Annotated in this window: 11 protein-coding genes; 8 read left to right on the plus strand and 3 right to left on the minus strand. The window is 66.8% G+C overall.

The window, feature by feature from the left end; all coding sequences use genetic code 11:
* Positions 1-6: 6 nt before the first annotated feature.
* From OTER_RS15935 to OTER_RS15940, 3 genes are all read right to left on the minus strand, one after another.
* Positions 7-3060: an ATP-dependent DNA ligase gene (locus OTER_RS15935; RefSeq protein WP_012375957.1), complete on the minus strand. Its 3054-nt coding sequence runs from the start codon at positions 3058-3060 to the stop codon at positions 7-9.
* A gap of 205 nt (positions 3061-3265) precedes the next feature.
* Positions 3266-3583, minus strand: a complete 318-nt coding sequence (locus OTER_RS25330; protein ID WP_083767863.1) for a zinc ribbon domain-containing protein — start codon at positions 3581-3583, stop codon at positions 3266-3268.
* 215 nt (positions 3584-3798) lie between these two features.
* Positions 3799-4989 (minus strand): AI-2E family transporter, encoded by a 1191-nt coding sequence (locus OTER_RS15940; protein WP_012375958.1) that lies wholly within the window; start codon positions 4987-4989, stop codon positions 3799-3801.
* Between the two features lie 211 nt (positions 4990-5200).
* On the opposite strand from OTER_RS15940, the gene OTER_RS15945 reads away from it, so the two are divergent.
* The 8 genes from OTER_RS15945 (at position 5201) to OTER_RS15980 (ending at position 18404) form a co-directional block, all read left to right on the plus strand.
* Entirely contained in the window at positions 5201-5401 is a 201-nt protein-coding gene (locus OTER_RS15945) for a hypothetical protein (protein ID WP_012375959.1), read from the plus strand.
* A gap of 321 nt (positions 5402-5722) precedes the next feature.
* Positions 5723-8338 (plus strand): serine hydrolase domain-containing protein, encoded by a 2616-nt coding sequence (locus OTER_RS15950; protein WP_237702371.1) that lies wholly within the window; start codon positions 5723-5725, stop codon positions 8336-8338.
* 251 nt (positions 8339-8589) lie between these two features.
* A complete protein-coding gene (locus tag OTER_RS15955; protein WP_148218149.1) occupies positions 8590-9393 on the plus strand; it encodes a hypothetical protein in 804 nt (267 codons plus the stop codon).
* Positions 9394-9451: 58 nt separating this feature from the next.
* Positions 9452-9787, plus strand: a complete 336-nt coding sequence (locus tag OTER_RS15960; protein WP_085982203.1) for a PadR family transcriptional regulator — start codon at positions 9452-9454, stop codon at positions 9785-9787.
* Between the two features lie 12 nt (positions 9788-9799).
* The gene (locus OTER_RS15965) at positions 9800-10063 is read left to right on the plus strand and encodes a YdeI/OmpD-associated family protein (protein WP_012375963.1); all 264 of its coding nucleotides are present in this window, start codon (positions 9800-9802) and stop codon (positions 10061-10063) included.
* 125 nt (positions 10064-10188) lie between these two features.
* Positions 10189-12984 carry an ABC transporter permease gene (locus OTER_RS15970; protein WP_012375964.1) on the plus strand — a complete coding sequence of 932 codons (2796 nt, stop codon included), beginning with the start codon at positions 10189-10191 and terminating at the stop codon, positions 12982-12984.
* Positions 12985-13209: 225 nt separating this feature from the next.
* Positions 13210-15873: an ABC transporter permease gene (locus tag OTER_RS15975; protein WP_012375965.1), complete on the plus strand. Its 2664-nt coding sequence runs from the start codon at positions 13210-13212 to the stop codon at positions 15871-15873.
* Between the two features lie 296 nt (positions 15874-16169).
* On the plus strand, positions 16170-18404 hold the full coding sequence (locus tag OTER_RS15980) for a tetratricopeptide repeat protein (RefSeq protein ID WP_012375966.1): 2235 nt from the start codon (positions 16170-16172) through the stop codon (positions 18402-18404).
* The last annotated feature ends 59 nt before the right edge of the window (positions 18405-18463 follow it).

The raw sequence follows: 18463 nt of genomic DNA on the forward strand, positions 1-18463 counted from the left end.
CCGCTTTCAATCCGATGCGGCCGGGGGCGGCCGCGCCCCCACTGCAGCAATGCCCCCGCTCCCGGCGGCGGCCGCGAGCTTCCGGCACGTCGCGAGCGTGTCGATTTCCGCGGGCGTCTTGTCGGTGCGGATCCGTGCGATCCGCGGAAAGCGCAACGCGAATCCACTTTGATGCCGGCTGCTCGGCTGGATCGTATCGAAGGCCACTTCGATCACGGTATCCGGCACGACGACGCGGTAGCGTCCGTGCACCTCGAGCGTGTGCTCGAGGAAATGCTGCGTGAGCTGCGCGATTTCGACGTCGGTGAGGCCGGAGTAGGCCTTGCCCACGGTGAGCAGCTGGTTGTCGTGCTCCTCGTCGCGGATTGCGAACGTGTAGTCACTCAGCACATCGCGGCGCTTGCCATGGCCGTATTCCACGCCGACCACGACCACGTCGAGTGTGGCATAGGCTTTTTTCAGCTTCAGCCAGGCGAGTCCGCGCCGGCCGGGCGTGTAGCCGCTGGCGGGATCCTTCGCCATCAGCCCCTCGTTGCCGCGCTGGCGCGCCGCGAGGAAAGCCGCCTCGATGTCGGATGCGGTGTGCGCGAAGGTGACGGGCGCGAGGGAAAATTTGGTTGAGAGTTGAGGGTTGAGAGTTGCGGGCTGAAGGGCTGGAGCGGCGACGCCCTCGTCGCCGTCGGGACGCGACGAGGGCGTCGCGTCTCCATGCAGCAGACGTTCGAGCAACGCACGCCGTTCGCGCAGCGGTTCCTTCAACAAACTGCGGCCATCGAGCCAGAGGAGATCGTAGAACGAAATGGAAACCGGAATCTCCGCACCGAGGAAGAAATCGTCGCCACCTTTTCGGCCGAGACGTTTCTGCAGTTCGGCGAACGGCAGTGCCCGGCCGTCGCGCCACGCGAGCAATTCGCCATCGCCGATAAAATCGTGCGGCAGCGCCAGAGCGGCGCGCGCCAAGTCGGGAAACTGCTCGGTGATCACGTTCAGATCGCGCGAGTAGAGCTCCACGCGTCCGCCCGATTTGTGGAGCTGACAGCGAATCCCGTCGTATTTCTCCTCGAGCCAGATGCGTGCGAGCGCGGGCGCTGCGTCAGCTGTAGCCGGGCTCGATGAGCCCGGGCCGGGGTCACCGACCCCGGCTACAATGGCAGCGGCTTCCGCGGTGCGCTGCGCTGCGAACCGGTCGACGATCGCCTCGGCAGTGGGCTCGGGACTCGCGAGCATGAACTGCAGCGGATTGAAAACAGTGAGCTGGATTTCCGCGAGCGTGTCCGTCCGGGCCGCTCGAGCCACGGCGGCGATGTCGCCGCAGAGCATGGCCGCCTCGCGCACGGCCTCGAGCGGCTGACCAGCCGCCGCGGCGAGCGCTTCTTCGACGAGTCCTTCTTTGAGCCCGATCCGCAGGTCGCCCGTGATGATCTTGATTAGGTAACGCGCCTCGTCCGGCGTAATCAGCGCGAGTCGCTCGCGGAGCAGGTCCAGTTTGGCCGCCGGGCCGCGCGCAGCCGCGGCGCGTTCGAAAAACAACGCCATGTCGGCGAGCGAACAGGTGGTGGGAGCGCTTGTGGCAGCCGGCCTCGATGCGGCCGGTCCGGGGTCGGCGACCCCGGCTACACCGAGAATTTCCGGACGCGACGAGGGCGTCGCGTCTCCAGGCCGGAGACTCCGCTGCGCCAGCACGGCACCGGCGGCGTCGCCGGTGTCGGCGAACCGATGATAAGCGTCGCGGTAGTCGGCTTCGGTGACGCCCGCGACTTCGAGCACGGCACGTTTGATCACCGACCAACCGAGGGTGAGGTTGCGCGGATCGCGCTGCGGAAACGCGCGGCCGGTGAGAAACGTCGCCGCGGTGCCCATGTCCGGCGGCGTCAACGCGGCGAGGTAATCGCGGAGCACGGCGATCTTTTCCAATTTCTTCGGCGTGGCCTTGACGGCGTCGGCCGCCGCGACGAAACGCGCGAACGAATCCGGTGCGTGAAGGGGCGTGGCGCAGGCTGGAGCGGCGACGCCCGCGTCGCCGGATGAACGCGACGAGGGCGTCGCGTCTCCAGCTCGAACCTGCGGCGGCGACGAACGAATCCCCAGCTCCAGCTGGTTGTCCTCGCCGATCGCCCACGCCTCAAGCCCGCGCTCGCGCAGCGTTTGCGCAAACTCCGTGGCGAAACCGTGCAGCGTGAGCACGCGTTGCGGATTCACCGCCTCGACGAATCGCAGAAGATCCTGATAGTCGGCGTGATCCGACAGCGGAAACGCCGCGTCGCATTGGTAGCGATAGATCGCGCCCGGATCCATGGCCCAGCCGGTGATCATCGCCGTGCGGTGTCCGGGGATTCGCCGCACGAACGCGGACTCGCGGGATTGCGGCGGGCAGATCACGACATGACCCCTCACCGTGGCGAGGTCGAATTCGCGATACGGTGGAAAGGCGATGCCGAACTGCTCGTAAACGCGCGTGAGTTTGTGCGTCTGTGGATGCAGCATCACCGGCAGCTGCGACTCCTCCAGGCTGCAGAGCAGTTCCTGGCTTTTCCCGAGGCTGTAGCCGAACAGCACCGGCACGCCGTCGTCGGCGATCGTTTCGTGGCAGAACGTGGCGATGTCGTTCAGCACCTGCGCGGTCGGAGGAAAGACGTAGTGCGGTCGGCCGAACGTCGTCTCCATGATCACGAGCTCGGCGTGCGGCGTGGCGCAAGGTTCCGCGGAGCGGCCGCGGCGCAGTTTGAAGTCTCCGGTGTAGAGCAGCGAGCCGTGTTCGCCATGCTCGAGCAGGCACTGGGCGGATCCGAAAATGTGGCCGGCGGGGTGCAACGTGACGCCGCAGTCGGCCGTGAGTTGCTCGGTCTGGCCGAACGGCAGCACGTGCTCGATGCGTTTCGCATCCAGCCGTGCACGCATCAACGCCGCGGTACCGGCGGAGCAGAGGATCTCGTCGTGCGTCGCGGTGTGATCGGAATGCGCGTGCGAGACAAACGAGCGTTTTTGGGGGAAATGCGCGTCGAGCCACCAGCCGAGCTGAGGCAGGTAAAGACCATGACTGAACTTGACGTCCCAAGGCATGCGCAGCGAAAGCAGCAATGGACGGAGAGGACTGGGAGAATGCAAGCCGCCTGAGCCGGAGGCAGCATTCAGCAGTTGTAGGGCCGCCGTTCACCGGCGAGCCGGGATCGGGGCGCGGGCCGGTGAATATTCGCGGCCGGCGGCGAGCGCCGGCCCTACGATCCCAGCTGCGGGCGAGACGCCCGCGCTTGGGGTGCGCCGCCCGTCACCGCAGTCCGAGCAGCCACAGTCCGAGCAGCAGCAGCAGACCGACGCCGACGCACCACCAATACCACGCAATCCCGTTTACCCGATGCGGACCTGCGAACGTCGGGTCTGTTTCTCCAAGCCTGTGGGCAAGGTGCCCGCGCTCCCGGGCGTCATCCTCCCACGCTTCGTCCGGTAGCTCGAGTCCATCGTAGATCGACGCCTCGCGCCAACCGGTACGCTCATCCGCGCCGCATTCGGGGCAGGCGAGCGCGTGCGGCGGAATCGTGGCGCCACACTGGGCGCATTCGGGCGGAGGTGTTCGACGAGAAGGCACGCGGGGTGTCTGGCGAAAAACGCGGACGGACGCGAATAGTTCAAGCAATCGAGAAAAGCACAAATCGCCGCCGCCCGGTGTGACGGGGGGCGGCGGACTTTGGAACGCTGATCGACGCTGATTTCCGCTCGTCCCGAATCAGCGGAGATGAGCGAGGATCAGGGTTAAGGCAGCACGTGCTCGGGCGGCGTCGAACGACGCGACCGCCGGCCCGTTCAACTCGGCGTCGCCCGCGGGCGCGTCAGATATTTCCGCCGGACCAGCCGCCATGCGGTCACGAAGAAAGCGGTCAGCGGGATCGCCAGCAGCATGCCGAGCACGCCGCCAAACGCCGTGCCCCAGAAAAACACCGCGACGATGATCGCCACGGGATGCAGTCCGGTCTGCATGCCCATGATTTTCGGCGTGAGCACCCAGCCCTCGATCAGCTGCACGATCACCACGACGAGCAGCACCAGCGCGATCAGATGCCATCCGCCGTCGGGCTGGAAAAACGCCAGCGGCAGCGTGATCGCCAGCCCGACGATCGTGCCGAGATACGGCACGATGTTGAGCAACCCGAGCACGAGCCCGAGGATGAGTCCGAACCGAAGTCCGATCAGCGAGAAGCCGGTCGCGAGCAGTGCGCCCATGATCAGGCCGATGAGCAGTTGGCCGCGGAAAAAGGCGACCACGATCGCGACGAACTCCCGCACGAGGAACACAACGTCGTCACGCACGCGCGGTCGCAGGAAGACGAGATGCTGCGGCAACTCGTCCGCGGGCTCGCCGCGCGCCAGCAGGAAGAAGAACAGGTAGACCGGAATGATTGCGAGGTTGGTCAGGAACACGAACACGCCGAGGACGCCGCCGCCAGCCGCCATCAGCGAGGGCGCGGCTTGGCGCAGGACGGTTTCCAGCTGCTTGATCAACGCGCCGCTGAGATCACGCAGCGTGCTGCCTTCGCCTTCGCCGCCGCTCACTCCGGGCAGCTTCGCGAGCTGGCGCTGGATGAGATCGAGCCATTGCGGGAAGTGTTGGCGGAAATAGTTGAGGGTGTTTTCCCACAGGGTCGGCAGATAGCTGATGAAGTTGACCGCCTGGTCGATTAGCGGCGGCAGCACGGCGATCAACAAGCCGGCCAGCGCCAGCACCACCGCGCCGTAAAGCACCACCACGGCGGTGAGCCGACGGAGCCGCAGCCGGTGTTCAAGCACCTCCACCAGCGGCCGCAGGATCAGCGCCAACACACCCGCGACCGCGAGCGGCCACAGCACGCTCGAGAAAAAACTGATCGCGCGCCCGAGCACGATGACCGCTCCGACCAGCAATGCGACCGAGCCGAGCGCCGCGAGCAGCGTGAGCGCAAAGCCCACGACGCGTCGTTGCGGCGGCGTGAGCAGGGGCGCGGTGGGCTCGACGGACATCGGAGTTCGTCGAGCGACAACGACTCGCGAAAGATTGTCAACCTCCGCGCGGCAACCGCGGCGCGGAGCACGCTTTCCGGTTGGACTGGGCACACCTTGAGGCGCCGGCCGAATGCAGGATATCTGCGCCGATGTTCGAATGATTTGTACGAATTTCAGTTTGCATCGCCATGCGTGCATCGATCTCGTGAGCGCCGTTGCTCGCTAGAGAATGAACGAGCCCGCTTCCCCAAGTCCTCTCGTCAGCCGCCAACGAATTCTTCGGACCATCACCGAATGCCGGCTGGAGCTGGTCGTGCTGCAGGAGCGACTCGGCACCCCCAACGAGTGCCGGGGCGACATCGATCGCGCCTCGGAAATCGTCCACAAGATCAACAATCTCACCGCCGCGCTCGCGCTTTGCGTGGAGTGATCGAACCAAGTGGGACGGCACCGAGGTCGAGTGGTGTCCGCGGGTGGCGGTGTCGCAGCGTCGGCGGCCGGGCGGCCGCGTATTCCCCGCGGATTCTGCGGCGGACCAATAGCGGGCGGGCGATGCTGAATTGTCATGGCTGGAGTGCGACTCCAGCCCATCACTCCTGATTCCGCAGAACCCCTGTTGCCAAGGCATGAGCGTTGCCGCCGGCCGCCGACCGGCGGCCGATCGCGGCGGCAGACGGCGCGCCTGGTTGTCCTGGCCCTGACGTTTGGCGGCGCGCTGCCACTCGCCGGCGCTCCGTCCACCGGTCCAGCGGTGCCGGGCTTCGAGTCCTACGACCGCGAGATCCCCGAACTTCTGGAGCGCGGCAGTATTCCGGGAGCGGCGATTGCGGTGGCGTATCGCGGCCGGATCGTGTTCGCGCGCGGGTATGGCTACGCGGATCGGGAGACGAGCCGGCCGATCCAGCCGGACACCCGCTTGCGGATCGGAAGCATTTCGAAAACCGTTACCGCGGCGCGGGTGCTGAAGCTCGTGGAGGAGCACCAGCTCGCGCTCGAGACGCGGGCGTTCCCGGAACTCGGATACCCGGTGCCGACCTACGCCGGCGCGCAACGGGACCCGCGGCTTGATCGCGTCACGATGCGCCAGCTGTTGAATCACACCGGCGGCTGGGATTTCGACCGTGCGCCCAATCCACTGACGCCTGGTCAGGTGCGATTCGATGCCACCTCGTGGCCGTGGCATGTCGCGCAGGTGATGCGCACCGCCTCGCCGGCTTCAGCCGAGGATACCGTTCGCTTCATGGTCGGCCAGCCGCTGCAGGCGGAGCCGGGTACCAGCTGGTCGTACACCAATTTCGCCTATCTCGCGCTGGGTCGGCTCATCGAGCAAAAGACCGGTCTCGCCTACGAGACGGCGGTGCAGCGCTTCCTCGCGGATTCCTACATTTCCGGCCTCGCGATTGGCGGCACCCAGCGCGACGAGCTGGCGAGTGACGAGGCGGCGTATTACGACCATCCCAACGCCCCGTGGTACTACCTCTACAATCAGTTCGAGAACGGCAGCCGCGGGCCGTTGGTTCCGCGACCGTATGCCTGGTCCGTGCGCGGTTCCGATGCCTGCGGCGGCTGGACCGCGTCGGCGATTGAGCTCCTCCGGTTCATGCTGGCACTCGACGGGCTCAATGGCACACCGCCGCTGCTGAATTCGGAGAGCATCGCGGCGATGCGCACCGCCACGCCGTTGAGCACGTTTCTCCATTACGGTCTCGGCTGGTGCGTGAGCAACGCGGCCAACACCGATCCGCAGGGTTCCGATGGCGGCCATGGTGGCAGCCATTACGGCTCGACCTCCTACGCGCTGCGTTCGGCTGACGGGGAATGGCACATGGTTGCCTTGCTCAATGGTTCAGTGGATGCGAGCGACGGTGCGAACGTGAATCTCATCAACACGACGACTGCCGCCGCGCTGCATCGGCTGCCGGATTTCGCCACCACGCCTCCGGCCCACGATTTCACCTGGAACACGCTGGGGTGGGAGGCTTGGCAGAGAAAGCATCTGGCCGCCGCCGACTCGGCACCGCTCGATGATGCCGACCGCGACGGCCTGCCGAATCTGCTCGAGTATGCCACCGGACTTGATCCGACGGGGATCGACGCCGCGCCGCCCGCGACCCTGACGGTCGGCGAGGACGAAGTGCCGGTGTTCACCTATCGCCGGCTGATTCTCGAGTACCCGTTGGATTGGCTCGTGGAGACTGGCGGTGACGGCCAGCCTTGGCAGGCCGCGACGGCCGCGGTCCGACAAAGCACACTCAATTCCGACGGCACGCTGTCGGTCAGCGTCGCCCTGCCGGCCCGGTCGCGTGCACGGCTGCGCGTTCACCAGGCGGCGAGCGGGAGGGAGGCGCTGTTTGAGCCGATTCAATCGCCGCGCGCGTTCGCGCTGGCCGCCGGCGAAAGCACCGCGCTCTCGATCCTCGCCCCCGCCGACGTGACCTTGCAGTGGCGGAGAAATGGCGTGCTGCTCCCCGGCGCGACGGGGCCGCGCCTGACGATCACGAACGCGCAGCCGGCTGACGCGGGGATCTACACGGTGGACGTTGGCGGGGAGCCGGCCGCGACGGTCGTGGCGGCGATCGTCGCGTTTCGTTCCACGGCCGCCGTGACTGGCGCCGCGCGGCTGGCCGGGACGGACATACGCCACGCGAACGGCAACATCTACGATCAGGCGCTGCTCACCGGGTCGGCCGCGACGATCACGGCCGACGCCGGTCAGGTTGCACGGATTTCCTACCTCGATCTGAACGACGACATCGTCCAGGTGGAATTCTCCGGCGCCGGCAGCCTGACGCTTGCGCTCGCCGACGCTGCCGCACCCGCTTTGCCGCGGAATTACCACCAGGACGTCCGTTACGTGAAGGGCCACGCGACGATTCTCATCGCCGATGCCGATGAGACGACGAACGTATCCGTGTTTACGGTCGGACGCGCGAACGCGGTCAACCAGGCGCTCTTCAAGGCGGACGTCGTTTATGATGGCATCGCCGACCTCGCGGCGCTCGCGATCCAGAGCCGGTCGGGAAAATTCGCCGGGGTTTACCTCGGCAATGCCCACCTGTTCGCGGCCCACGGCGCCACCGGCGTGTACGCGCCGGGCGTGCAGGTCGCCGGACCTGCGCGGCTCGGCGGCGTGAGCGCCTTCGATCGCGCGCTGCCGGTGCTCGTGTTTGGTTCGCTGGGTGAGCTGGCGATCACGGGGAGCGACCTGTACCAGGATAATGGCGCCGCCGTGCAAACGCTCGGACTGCGGCGCATCGCATTCACCGCCGGGGGCAAATCCGACGGCACCGGATTGCCGACGCAGCGCAATCGCGGCCGGTTGGTACGATTTGACCACGACGTGACCGGGTTGCTGGTCGGGCCGTAGCGCCGCGCCGACGGCGATTTCGTCGTCGAATCGAAAAGGGCTCATCTCCGGATCGAACACCTACGCGCCGCTCTTGCCTTGACAGTCTAGGGGAGTCGGATTCTCCTAGATCATCTAGGAGAGTTATGGGCACGACGTTGATTTCGACCGCACCTCACCGCCCGTGCTGCCGGCGGAGCTGGTTGCTGCTCGCAGGGTGGGCGACCGTGGGCCTACCGGGATTGCACGCCTTCGGTGGGAACGCGGTCGTCGTGAGCGCGACGGCCATTCCCGCCTACGCGCGGCCGAGCGATGGCGCTGGTCGGCCGCTCGCGCAGAGCTATGTCTTCGGACAGGGCAAGTTCTTCGGCGGAACCTGGGCGGACCGCGGACTTGCGCAGCTATCATTCGATCAACTCACGAAGCTGCTGGCGCCGGGTTTGGCGAAACAGAACTATTTCCCAACGCGGGACGCCGCTGCGGCCGACCTGCTGTTGATGGTGCACTGGGGCGTCACGCAGGCTTTTCGCGACCCCATGGGCGAGGTCAACGTCGAGCGGCTGAACAGCGCCGCGGATGAATACCGCACCGCGGCGGCGGCGAACAACGGCGCCGCTGATCCCGGCGCGTTGAATGCCTTGCTGGCCGACCAGAGCGGGGCCGGCCAGAGCGCGCAACAGGCCATCGCGCGTAACGCCGCGTTGCTTGGCTATACGCCCACGTTGCAGCAGGCGCAGCGCCGGATCTTCGTCAGCGCGGAGGAGCAGACGATGAACGAGGAGCTGAACGAAGAGCGCTATTTCATCGTGGTCCTCGCGTACGACTACGCGTTCATGCGGAAGGAGCATCGCTCGCGGCTGCTCTGGGCGACGCGCATCAGCCTGCGTTCGGTGGGCAACCGGTTCGAGGTGGCCGCGGCCGCCCTCGCGCAGGCCGGCGCCGGCGTGTACGGTCGCAACATCGACGGCCTCGTCCGGCTCGACTACTCGGATCGCAGCGGCCGGGTTGACCTCGGCGAATTAAAAGTCCTGGGCGAGGCGGAAACGACCCCGGCTAGCGTGCCGGCCACGCGATGAACCTGATGAGGCAGAACGGCGTGACGATCGATTGGCAAACACCTCCGAGTTTCAAATTATCGTGAGTAACCAAAAAGCGGATTTACTACAAGGTACCCTGGACTTGCTCATCCTGAAAGCGCTGCAACACGAGCCGATGCACGGGTTCGGCGTGGCGCTGCGAATCCAGCAAATGTCAAAGGACATGTTGCAGGTGGAACAGGGCTCGCTGTATCCCGCGCTGTACCGGCTCGAAGACCAAGGGTGGATCGAGTCCGAGTGGGGCGTCTCCGAAAACAACCGGAAGGCGAAGTTCTATTCGCTGACGACCGCCGGCCGGAAGCAGCTCCAGACCGAGGAGAAGAGCTGGGCCAATCTTTCGACCGCGATCAACCTGGTGCTGGGCAATACCTGACGCGTTCATCTCGTGCAGCCCATTCCCCACGATTTGCGCCGGGCCTTGCAGCGGAGTGGGCTGGATGAGTTCTTCCGCGAGCACCCGCGGGTGCATCGCGTTGACTACCTCCGCTGGATCGCTGCGTCCAAGCGCCGGGGCACGCGGCGCCGGCGGATCGACGAGGCGGTGGTGCGGCTGGCGCGCCAATGGCAGGAGGAGGTGGCGCGGTTTCTGCGGCCCGACGTGAGGGGGAGTGTGGCGGCGGATCCGCAGCACGAGCGGCGGTGCGCGTGAGGGGAATCTCAATCTTTCTCTTTCTCCTCCCGGACTGCCGATGCTGAAGCAAGAAAGTCGCACGCGACGAACCCGAGCCTCCTGACGAGAGAGAACGAGAGAGAGGGAACGAGAGGAGTCCTACCGTGAAAACCTGGTCCAAGCTGAAGACGCTGTTCCGCCGGCGAAAGGCCGAGGCGGAAATGTCCGCCGAGATCCGGCTGCATCTTGAGTTGCAGACGGAGCGGAACATCGCTGCCGGGATGGATCCGGGCGAGGCGCGGTACGCCGCGCAGCGGATGTTCGGGGGAGTCGAGCAGGTGAAGGAGCAGTGCCGTGAGCAGCGGAGCTGGGTCTGGCTGGAGCAGTTCGGGCGCGACTTGGTGCACGCAGGGTCCTCGCTGCGACACGCGCCGGGTTTCTCCGGAGTGGCGATCGTCACGCTCGCCGTGGTGATCGGTGCGAACTCCCTCGTGTTCACGCTCGTCAACGGCTTTCTGTTCAAGCCGGTGCTCGGCGACGGCGCAGGCACGGCCGTGCACGTGGTCGCTCTGACCAAGGCGGCGTCGCGTGCGCCGCAGCGGTTCACCCGCGAAGATCTCGAGCGGCTGCGCGGGAATCCCGGCGTATTCTCGGCGGTGGCCGGTTACACGATTTATCCGGAGGTCTGGGGAACGGAGCTCGGTGATCTTCGCCACGGGATGGTGGAACGAGTGACGGACGGATTCTTCGCGGTCTGCGGGGTGCAGCCGACGATTGGCCGATTTTTCGCCGGACCGGCCGTGAGCGTACCTGAAGTGGTGATCAGCGATGCTGCGTGGCGGAGCCTGGGCGGCGACTCCGCCGTGCTTGGGCGCACGATCCTGGTCGGCGGCGCCCATGCCACCGTGATCGGAGTGGCACCGCGGGGATTTGGCGGTCCCGCGCCGTTGCAGTCGCCCGACCTTTGGCTGCCAATTCCGCGGCCAAACGCTGCGACGGGCGATGGTGGCGGCATGCTCCTCGCGATTGTCGCGCGGCTCGCGCCAGGGCTGGATCGTTCCGCGGCTGCAGCCCGGCTGCCCGCCGTGGAGACCCAACTGAATGAATCGGCCAGCGCGGGGCGCGAACGACAGCTCACGTTGGTCGAACCCTCGCTCTTCGCGCTCCCGGGCGTGCCCGACCGACTCACTGGAGGCGTGCGCGTTGCCGGGGGACTTTTCGTGGCGCTCGGCGCGGTGCTCCTGCTGATCGCGAGCCTGAATCTCGCGAATCTCCTCCTGGCGCGCGGCGCGGCGCGGCGGCACGAGATCGGCGTCCGCTTGGCGCTGGGCGCGACCCGCTCGCGCGTCGTGCGGTTGCTCCTGGGTGAGAGTCTGTTGCTAGCCCTGGCCGGCAGCGTGGTCGGCCTGCTATTCGCGGGCTGGGCCAGCCTTGTGCTTGAGCAGTGGGTCACCAGCGCCATCACGGGTCGGATCGGGTTCAGCATCCGCTTCGACTTCGCGCCCGACCTGCGCGTCGTGGGTGCCACCTGCGGCTATGCGCTCGTGATGATGCTGGCCATCGGTGTGGCCCCGGCGCTGCGCAGCACGCGCGTCGACGTGATGGAAGACCTGAAGGGCGCGGGCGAGGCACCGCGCGGCACGGACCGACTTGCCCGGCTGTTTTCGCTTCGTCCGGTGCTGGTCATGGGCCAGATTGCGGGCTCGCTGGTGCTGGTGGTCTGCGCCGGCTTGTTCCTGCGGTTTGCCGCGGAGAAGCAGCAATTCGACCCCGGCTTCGACGTTGCGCACAACCTCGTGTTCTCGGTGGACTACGCGCTGAGCGGGAGCGATCCGCGATGGTCGTTCGTGTCGGAGCCGGGCGACCGGTCCGCTGCCGTGGCGGAGTATCGCGGCCGGAGCGGGAGCTACCGAGGAGTGCTGCGACAGCACCGGGAGACGGTGTTGGAGCGCGTGCGGGTGCTACCTGGCGTGCGGGATGCCGCGGTGGCGGCATCGCTCATCTTCCCGAATGGGGATTCGGAGAGCACGCAGTTGCGGGCCTTCGGCGTGACGGCTCAAGAAGGTGAAGCGGCCGCGACTGTGCGCGCGGTGGACACCGCGGTGTCGCGGCAGTATTTCGCGACGCTCGGGATTCCGATCGTGGCGGGCCGCAGTTTCACGGCGGAGGAGGAACGATTCGCCCGACCGGTGGCGCTGATCGACGAGCAAGCGGCGGCGCGGCTGTTTCCCAACCAATCTGCGCTGGGACAGCGGGTCGTGCTGCCTTCGCGCCCGGGCGTCCGGCCGAGCGGGCCCTATGAAATCGTCGGACTGGTGCGCAGTCCGGCCGAAAGCGTGCGCTATACCGGCCGGCCGCCGCGGATCTATCGCGCCCTCGATGCGCGTGAAGCGGCCGGGGCGCGAACCACCGCGCTTTTCCTGCATGTAGCGGTGGCCTCGCCGGCGACGACCCCGGCAGTCTTGGCCGCGGTGCAGAAGGAACTCAGCATGATCGATCCGTCGCTGCCGGCACGTCTCGCGCTGCCCATGCGCGATCAAATCGCCGGCAACCCGGCGTTGGCCATGCTGCATCTTGGCGCGGCGCTCTTCGGTGCGCTGGGTGCCATTGGCCTGCTGGTGGCGGTCGTCGGCATCTATGGCGTAAAAGCCTACACGCTGACGCAGCGGACGCGCGAGATTGGCGTGCGGCTCGCGCTGGGGGCGGAGCCGAGGCAGATCCGTTGGTGGTTTCTCCGCGAAGGCGCGCTGCAGACCAGCGTGGCTCTGTTGGTCGGGCTGGTGCTCGCGCTGGTGGCCGGGCTCGGCGTGTCGCGGGTATTCGACAGCGTGAGCTGGTTCGATCCCACCGTCACGGTCGCCGCGATCGTTCTGCTTGGCGGCACCGCGCTGCTGGCGTGCTGGCTGCCGGCGCGGCGGGCGGCGAAGGTGGATCCAATCGTGGCGCTGCGGTGCGATTGACGGAATTGCCGAATGCCGAAGGAGGATTGCCGAATGAAACCTACTCCAAGCTGCAGAAGATTAGGGCACAGAGTTCGGAAAGCGTTCTCGGAGCAAAACGGGATCCTCTGTGCTCTCGGATCGGACCGCCGCGCCCGCCGGGTCCATCTGGTTACTTCGGGTTGGAGAAGACCAATCCACCGCCACTGCTAGCTCTGCGTGCTCCTATAAAAACAAACCTTGCCCGTGAAAACCTGGTCCAAGCTGAAGACGCTGTTTCGCCGGCGGAAGGCCGAGGCGGAAATGTCCGCCGAGATCCGGCTGCACCTCGAGTTGCAGACGGAGCGGAACATCGCTGCCGGATTGGATCCCAACGAAGCGCGCTATGCGGCGCAGCGCGCCTTCGGCGGCGTCGAGCAGGTGAAGGAACGCTGCCGGGAGCAGCGGTCGCTGGGCTGGCTGGAGTATCTCGTCCGCGATGTGCGCCTGGCCGCGCGCTCGCTGCGACGCGCGCCGCTGTTCAGCGCGGCGGTGATCGCGACGCTCGCGCTGTGCATTGGGCCGAACACCGCGATCCTGACCCTGCTCTACGCGCTGGTGCTCAAGCCGGCGCCGTTCCCGCAGCCGGAGCGGCTCGTGCAGGTTTACAACGCGTTCGAGAAGCTGGGCGGTGAGCGCAGCCGGCAGGCCAGCAGCGTGCCGCAATACCGCGATTTTCAGGCCAACGCGGACCTGTTCGAAGGCTTCGCGATCATGCGCTACGCCGGCACGACGCTGGACGACGAGACCATGCCTCAGCGGGTGATGGGCATGCGCGTGAACGCGGGCTTCTTTGACCTGCTCGGCGTGCGTCCTCTGCTCGGCCGGTTCGGAATGCCCGAGGAGGATGCGATCGGCGCCGACCACGTGCTGGTGCTGACGCGGACGTTTTGGGAATCTCACTTCAACGCCGATCCGAACGTGATCGGACGTGTCGTGCGGCTCGGAGGCGAGCCCTGGACGATCATTGGCGTGGCGCCGCGATCGGTCGAGGTGCTCGACCGCTACACGCAATTCTTCAAGCCCTTCGAGCCGCTGCCGAACGAGGTGGACCCGCGCGCACGCTACGCCGGACGGGTTCTCGTGTTCGGACGACTAAAGCCGGACGTGACGCGCAGCGCGGCGGTGGCGCAGCTTCGAACGATCGACGGGCGCTATCTCGACGAGCAGGCGGCGCCCGCCACGCGCTCGTATTTCGAAACCGCGGGCCACCGCGTCGTGATCGAGAGTCTCGGTGCGCAAACGGCAGATGCGGTAAGCCGGCCGCTGACACTGCTGCAGGTGGGCGCGGGGTTCGTGCTGCTGATCGGGGTGGTGAACGTGCTGAATCTGATGCTCGCGCGGGTGAACGCGAAACGGCCGGAGCTGGCGATCCGGCATGCGCTCGGCGCGGGGCGCGCGACCCTGCTGCGGCAATTGCTGGCCGAGAGCCTGCTGCTCACCGCAGCGGCGACCGTGGTGGGAGCAGGACTCGCGTGGGCGGCGGTTCGGGTGATCAACGGCTACCTGCCGATGTTCGCGGGATCGGCAGCGCCGGTGCAACTGGAGCCGGCGATGGTCGGACTGGCGGCGGTGGTGGCGTTCGCGCTGGCCGGCGTGATGGGCGTGTTGCCGTTCGCGCTGCTGTGGAAACGCGGATTGAAACTGAACGAAATCCGCACGGCGTCAGCGGGCGCCGGCGTGCGGGTGTTTGGAGGCACGCTCGTCGTGGCGCAGGTGGCGATCGCCCTGCTGCTGCTCGTGGGGGCCGGTTTGTTGGGACGAAGTTTGGCGCGGGTGCTGGCGACGGATCCGGGCTTCGAGACGGCGAATCTTGTGCAGGGCCGGGTGGCGGTGCCGAAGCCCTACGAATCGCCGCAGGCGAATGTGGCCTTGCAGCGGCGGATCGTCGACGGCCTGCGGGAAATCCCGGGGGTAGAGGGAGCCGCGCTGGTGTTTGACTACGCGCTGTCAGGGAGCTTCCGGGCGCAGCCGTTTGTCATTCGCGGCGAGGCGGCCAAACCCGGGGCGAACCGGCCGCTCGTCGCAATCGATCCGGTGTCGCCGGAATTCTTCGATACGTTACGGATCACACTGCTCGAAGGGCGGGGGTTTACCTACGCGGACGATGTGCGGGGCAGCGCGGTGCTGGTGGTGGACGATCTGTTCGCCAAGCGGTATTTCCCGGGCCGCAGCGCGGTGGGGCGGGAAGTTGCGTTGTCGGTCCAACCGCCGCCGGACGGCCAGCCGTGGCCGCGGATCATCGGGGTGGTGCGCCGGCCGCAGCTCACGGGATTGGAAGGCCGCGACGGCATGCCGATCGTATTCGTGCCGATGGTGCAGCAGCCAGCCGGCGGGTTTTCGTTTGTCGTGCGTTCCGCGCGGGACACGGGCGATCTCATCGCGGAGATTCGCCGCAAGCTGCGCAGCATCGAACCGACGCTGCCGCTCTACGGCACGGCAACGATCGACGAGGGGTTGGCCAGCATGATGATGGGGCGTCGCGGGATGACGCTGCTGATTGCGGCATTTTCCGGGCTGGCGTTGATGCTCGCGGGTGTCGGGCTGTATGGCGTGCTGGCGTATGACGTGTCGCAGCGCACGCGCGAGATCGGGATTCGCGGCGCGATTGGCGCGACGCGCGGGCAGATTGTGGCGATGGTGCTGCGTCAGGGAATGGTGAAGACGGCGCTCGGGGTGGGGGCGGGACTGGCCGGCGCGGTGTATCTCACCCGGTTCCTTCGCGGCCTGTTATTCGACGTAGAGCGGTTCGATCCGGTGGCGTTCGTGGGAGTTTCGTTGCTGATGCTGGCGGTGGCGGCGCTGGCGTGCTGGCTGCCGGCGCGGCGGGCGGCGAAGGTGGATCCAATCGTGGCGCTGCGGTGCGAGTGATTTTGAACGAAATGTTTCACAGGAGGAAGCAGAGCGAGCAGAGAAAACCAATCCACCGCCACTGCTAGCGCTGCGTGCTCCTGTAAAAATCCTTCCTATGAGACTCTGGTCGAAGCTGAAAAACGCTGGAATCGGAATAGATCGTCACAGGCCGAGTGATCGCAAATCCGTGGTCATCGTTTCACGCTGTGTGAACAGGCGTGCCGGTAGCAGCGGTTCACCTGGGCTACAAGGGACGCGGCAAACATGGAACGAGGAATCTTTCCGAGGCGGGCCTTCTATGATCTCGTGGCGGGGTGAACCGTCCGCTTGATCCCGTCCCGCCGCCGCCGGCATTCGCGCGCACGGATCGCCTGGCCGCGGTGCTCGTGGTCGCGGCGACGTTGCTGGCGCATGCGCCGGGGCTGGGCGGCGGATTCATTTGGAACGATGCCGATTACGTGACGGCCCCGGCGCTGCGGTCGTGGGCGGGATTGTGGAGAATCTGGACCGAGATCGGCGTCACCGAGCAATACTATCCAGTACTGCACAGCGCGTTTTGGCTGCAGCACCAGCTCTGGGGCGATCACGCGCTGGGTTATCATCTCCTCAACCTCATCGCCCACGCGGGCTGTGCGGTGATGTTCGGACTCGTGCTGCGTCGGTTGGCGATACCGGGCGCGTGGATAGCGGCGACGCTGTTTGCGCTGCATCCCGTGCACGTCGAGTCGGTCGCGTGGATCTCGGAGCAGAAAAACACGCTGTCGCTGATGTGCTATCTGGCCGCGGCGTGGAAGTATCTGGAGTTTGACGAAACCCGTCGCCGCGGTGCCTACGCGTGGGCGAGCGGCTGGTTCGCCGTAGCGCTGCTGACCAAGACAGTGACCGCGACCTTGCCGGCGGCGCTGCTCGTCGTGGCGTGGTGGCGGCGCGATAGGCTCGAGTGGCGACGCGACGTGCGCCCGCTGCTGCCATGGCTGGTGACGGGAGCGGCGGTCGGCCTGGCGAGCGGATGGATCGAGCGGCACGTCGGAGGCGCCGGTGGAGATGAATTTGCTCTGACGTGGATCGAGCGGGGGCTGATCGCCGGACGCGCGTTCTGGTTTTATCTCGGCAGCCTCGTATGGCCCTTCGAACTCAATTTCATTTATCCGCGTTGGGTTCCCGACGTGCGCGTGTGGTGGCAGTGGCTCTATCCACTCGCTGCCTTGGCGCTGTTGGCGGGCTGCTGGGTGACCCGACGGTGGAGTCGCGGGCCGCTCGCGAGCATCTTGTTTTTCGCCGGCTCGCTGTTCCCGGCGCTCGGGTTCGTGAATCTCTACGGCGCACGTTACTCGTGGGTCTGGGATCACTGGCAATACCTGCCGGATCTCGCTCCGCTGGCGCTACTGGGCGCGGGCGGGGCGCTCATCGCGCAGCGTGGCGCGGGGCACTGGCGATTCACGGCGTGGAGCGTGTTTGCGATGGTGGTCGCGTTGATGGCAACGCTTACCTGGCAGCACAGCCGAGTTTTTCGCGACGACGAGACGCTGTTCACGGCGACACTGCGGCGAAACCCGGCAAGCTGGATGGCGGCGGGGAATCTGGCGGCGCGGCTCGCGAGCGATCCGGCGCGGCGGGCTGAGGCGATCGGCTATTTCGAAATGGCGCTGCGGCTGAAGCCCGATGCGGCGGAACTGCACGAGGGACTCGGCTATCTGCTCGCCCGGGATTCGGCGACACAAGCGCCGGCGCTCGAGCATGCCGAGGCGGCGCTACGACTGGATTCGGCGCGTGCGTCGGCGCACAACCTCCGAGGCATGCTGTTGGTGCGGGCAGGAGAAATTGACGCGGCGATCGGAGCCTTTCAGCGCGCACTGAAGTTGGAGCCTAAGCTCGCCGCAGCGGCTGCGAATCTTGGCAGCGCGCTCCTTGCAGCCGGCCGGCCGGCCGAAGCGGTGCCCGTGCTGGAACGCGCGGTTGAGTTCGCGCCGACGCTGGCAGCTGCACATCTGGCGCTCGGCGATGCACAGCGCGCACTGGAGCGAACGGCGGACGCGGAGCGGAGCTACCGGGAGGCGTTGCGACTCGAACCCGCGGCGCTCGATGGGCGACTGCGGCTGGCGGAGTTGCTGGCGGAGCAGGGCCGCGACGCCGAGGCGGCGCCGCTGCTGCGCGAGGTGCTCGCGCGCGACGCGGGCTCGGCCGACGCGCACTATCAAATCGGACGGTTGGGACTGCGCGCCGGCGATACCGCGATGGGGGTTCACGCATTGCGGGAAGCCGTGCGGCTGCGGCCGGACTGGCCGGCGGCGCGACTCACCTTGGGAAACGCGCTGGCGCGAGCTGGCGACATGACGGGCGCGGTGGAGGAGTTTCGCGCGGCGTTGGCGTTGCGGCCGAACGATCTCGGCGCGCGCAACAACCTGGCAAACGCGTTGCTCGCCAGCGGCCGGGTGGCGGAAGCGATTCGTGAGTACGAAACGGCGCTGCAGCAGCAGCCGGACAACGCGGATATCCGCCGAAACCTGGCGTTCGCCCGCGAGCTTTTGGAACGGGGCACGGGAAACTAAACCGCGTACGGTGCGCCCCGCGTGCAGCGGCCCGAAAGAAAAAGCGTCACATTTCGGGA

The sequence above is a fragment of the Opitutus terrae PB90-1 genome (genome assembly GCF_000019965.1).
In the GTDB taxonomy this organism is placed as follows: Bacteria; Verrucomicrobiota; Verrucomicrobiia; order Opitutales; family Opitutaceae; genus Opitutus; species Opitutus terrae.

What these genes read in the sequence shown, in the direction of transcription:
- OTER_RS15935 (WP_012375957.1), bottom strand. Translation starts at nt 3,060, where the DNA reads ATGCCTTGGGACGTCAAGTTCAGTCATGGTCTTTACCTGCCTCAGCTC.
- OTER_RS15940 (WP_012375958.1), bottom strand. Translation starts at nt 4,989, where the DNA reads ATGTCCGTCGAGCCCACCGCGCCCCTGCTCACGCCGCCGCAACGACGC.
- OTER_RS15945 (WP_012375959.1), top strand. Translation starts at nt 5,201, where the DNA reads ATGAACGAGCCCGCTTCCCCAAGTCCTCTCGTCAGCCGCCAACGAATT.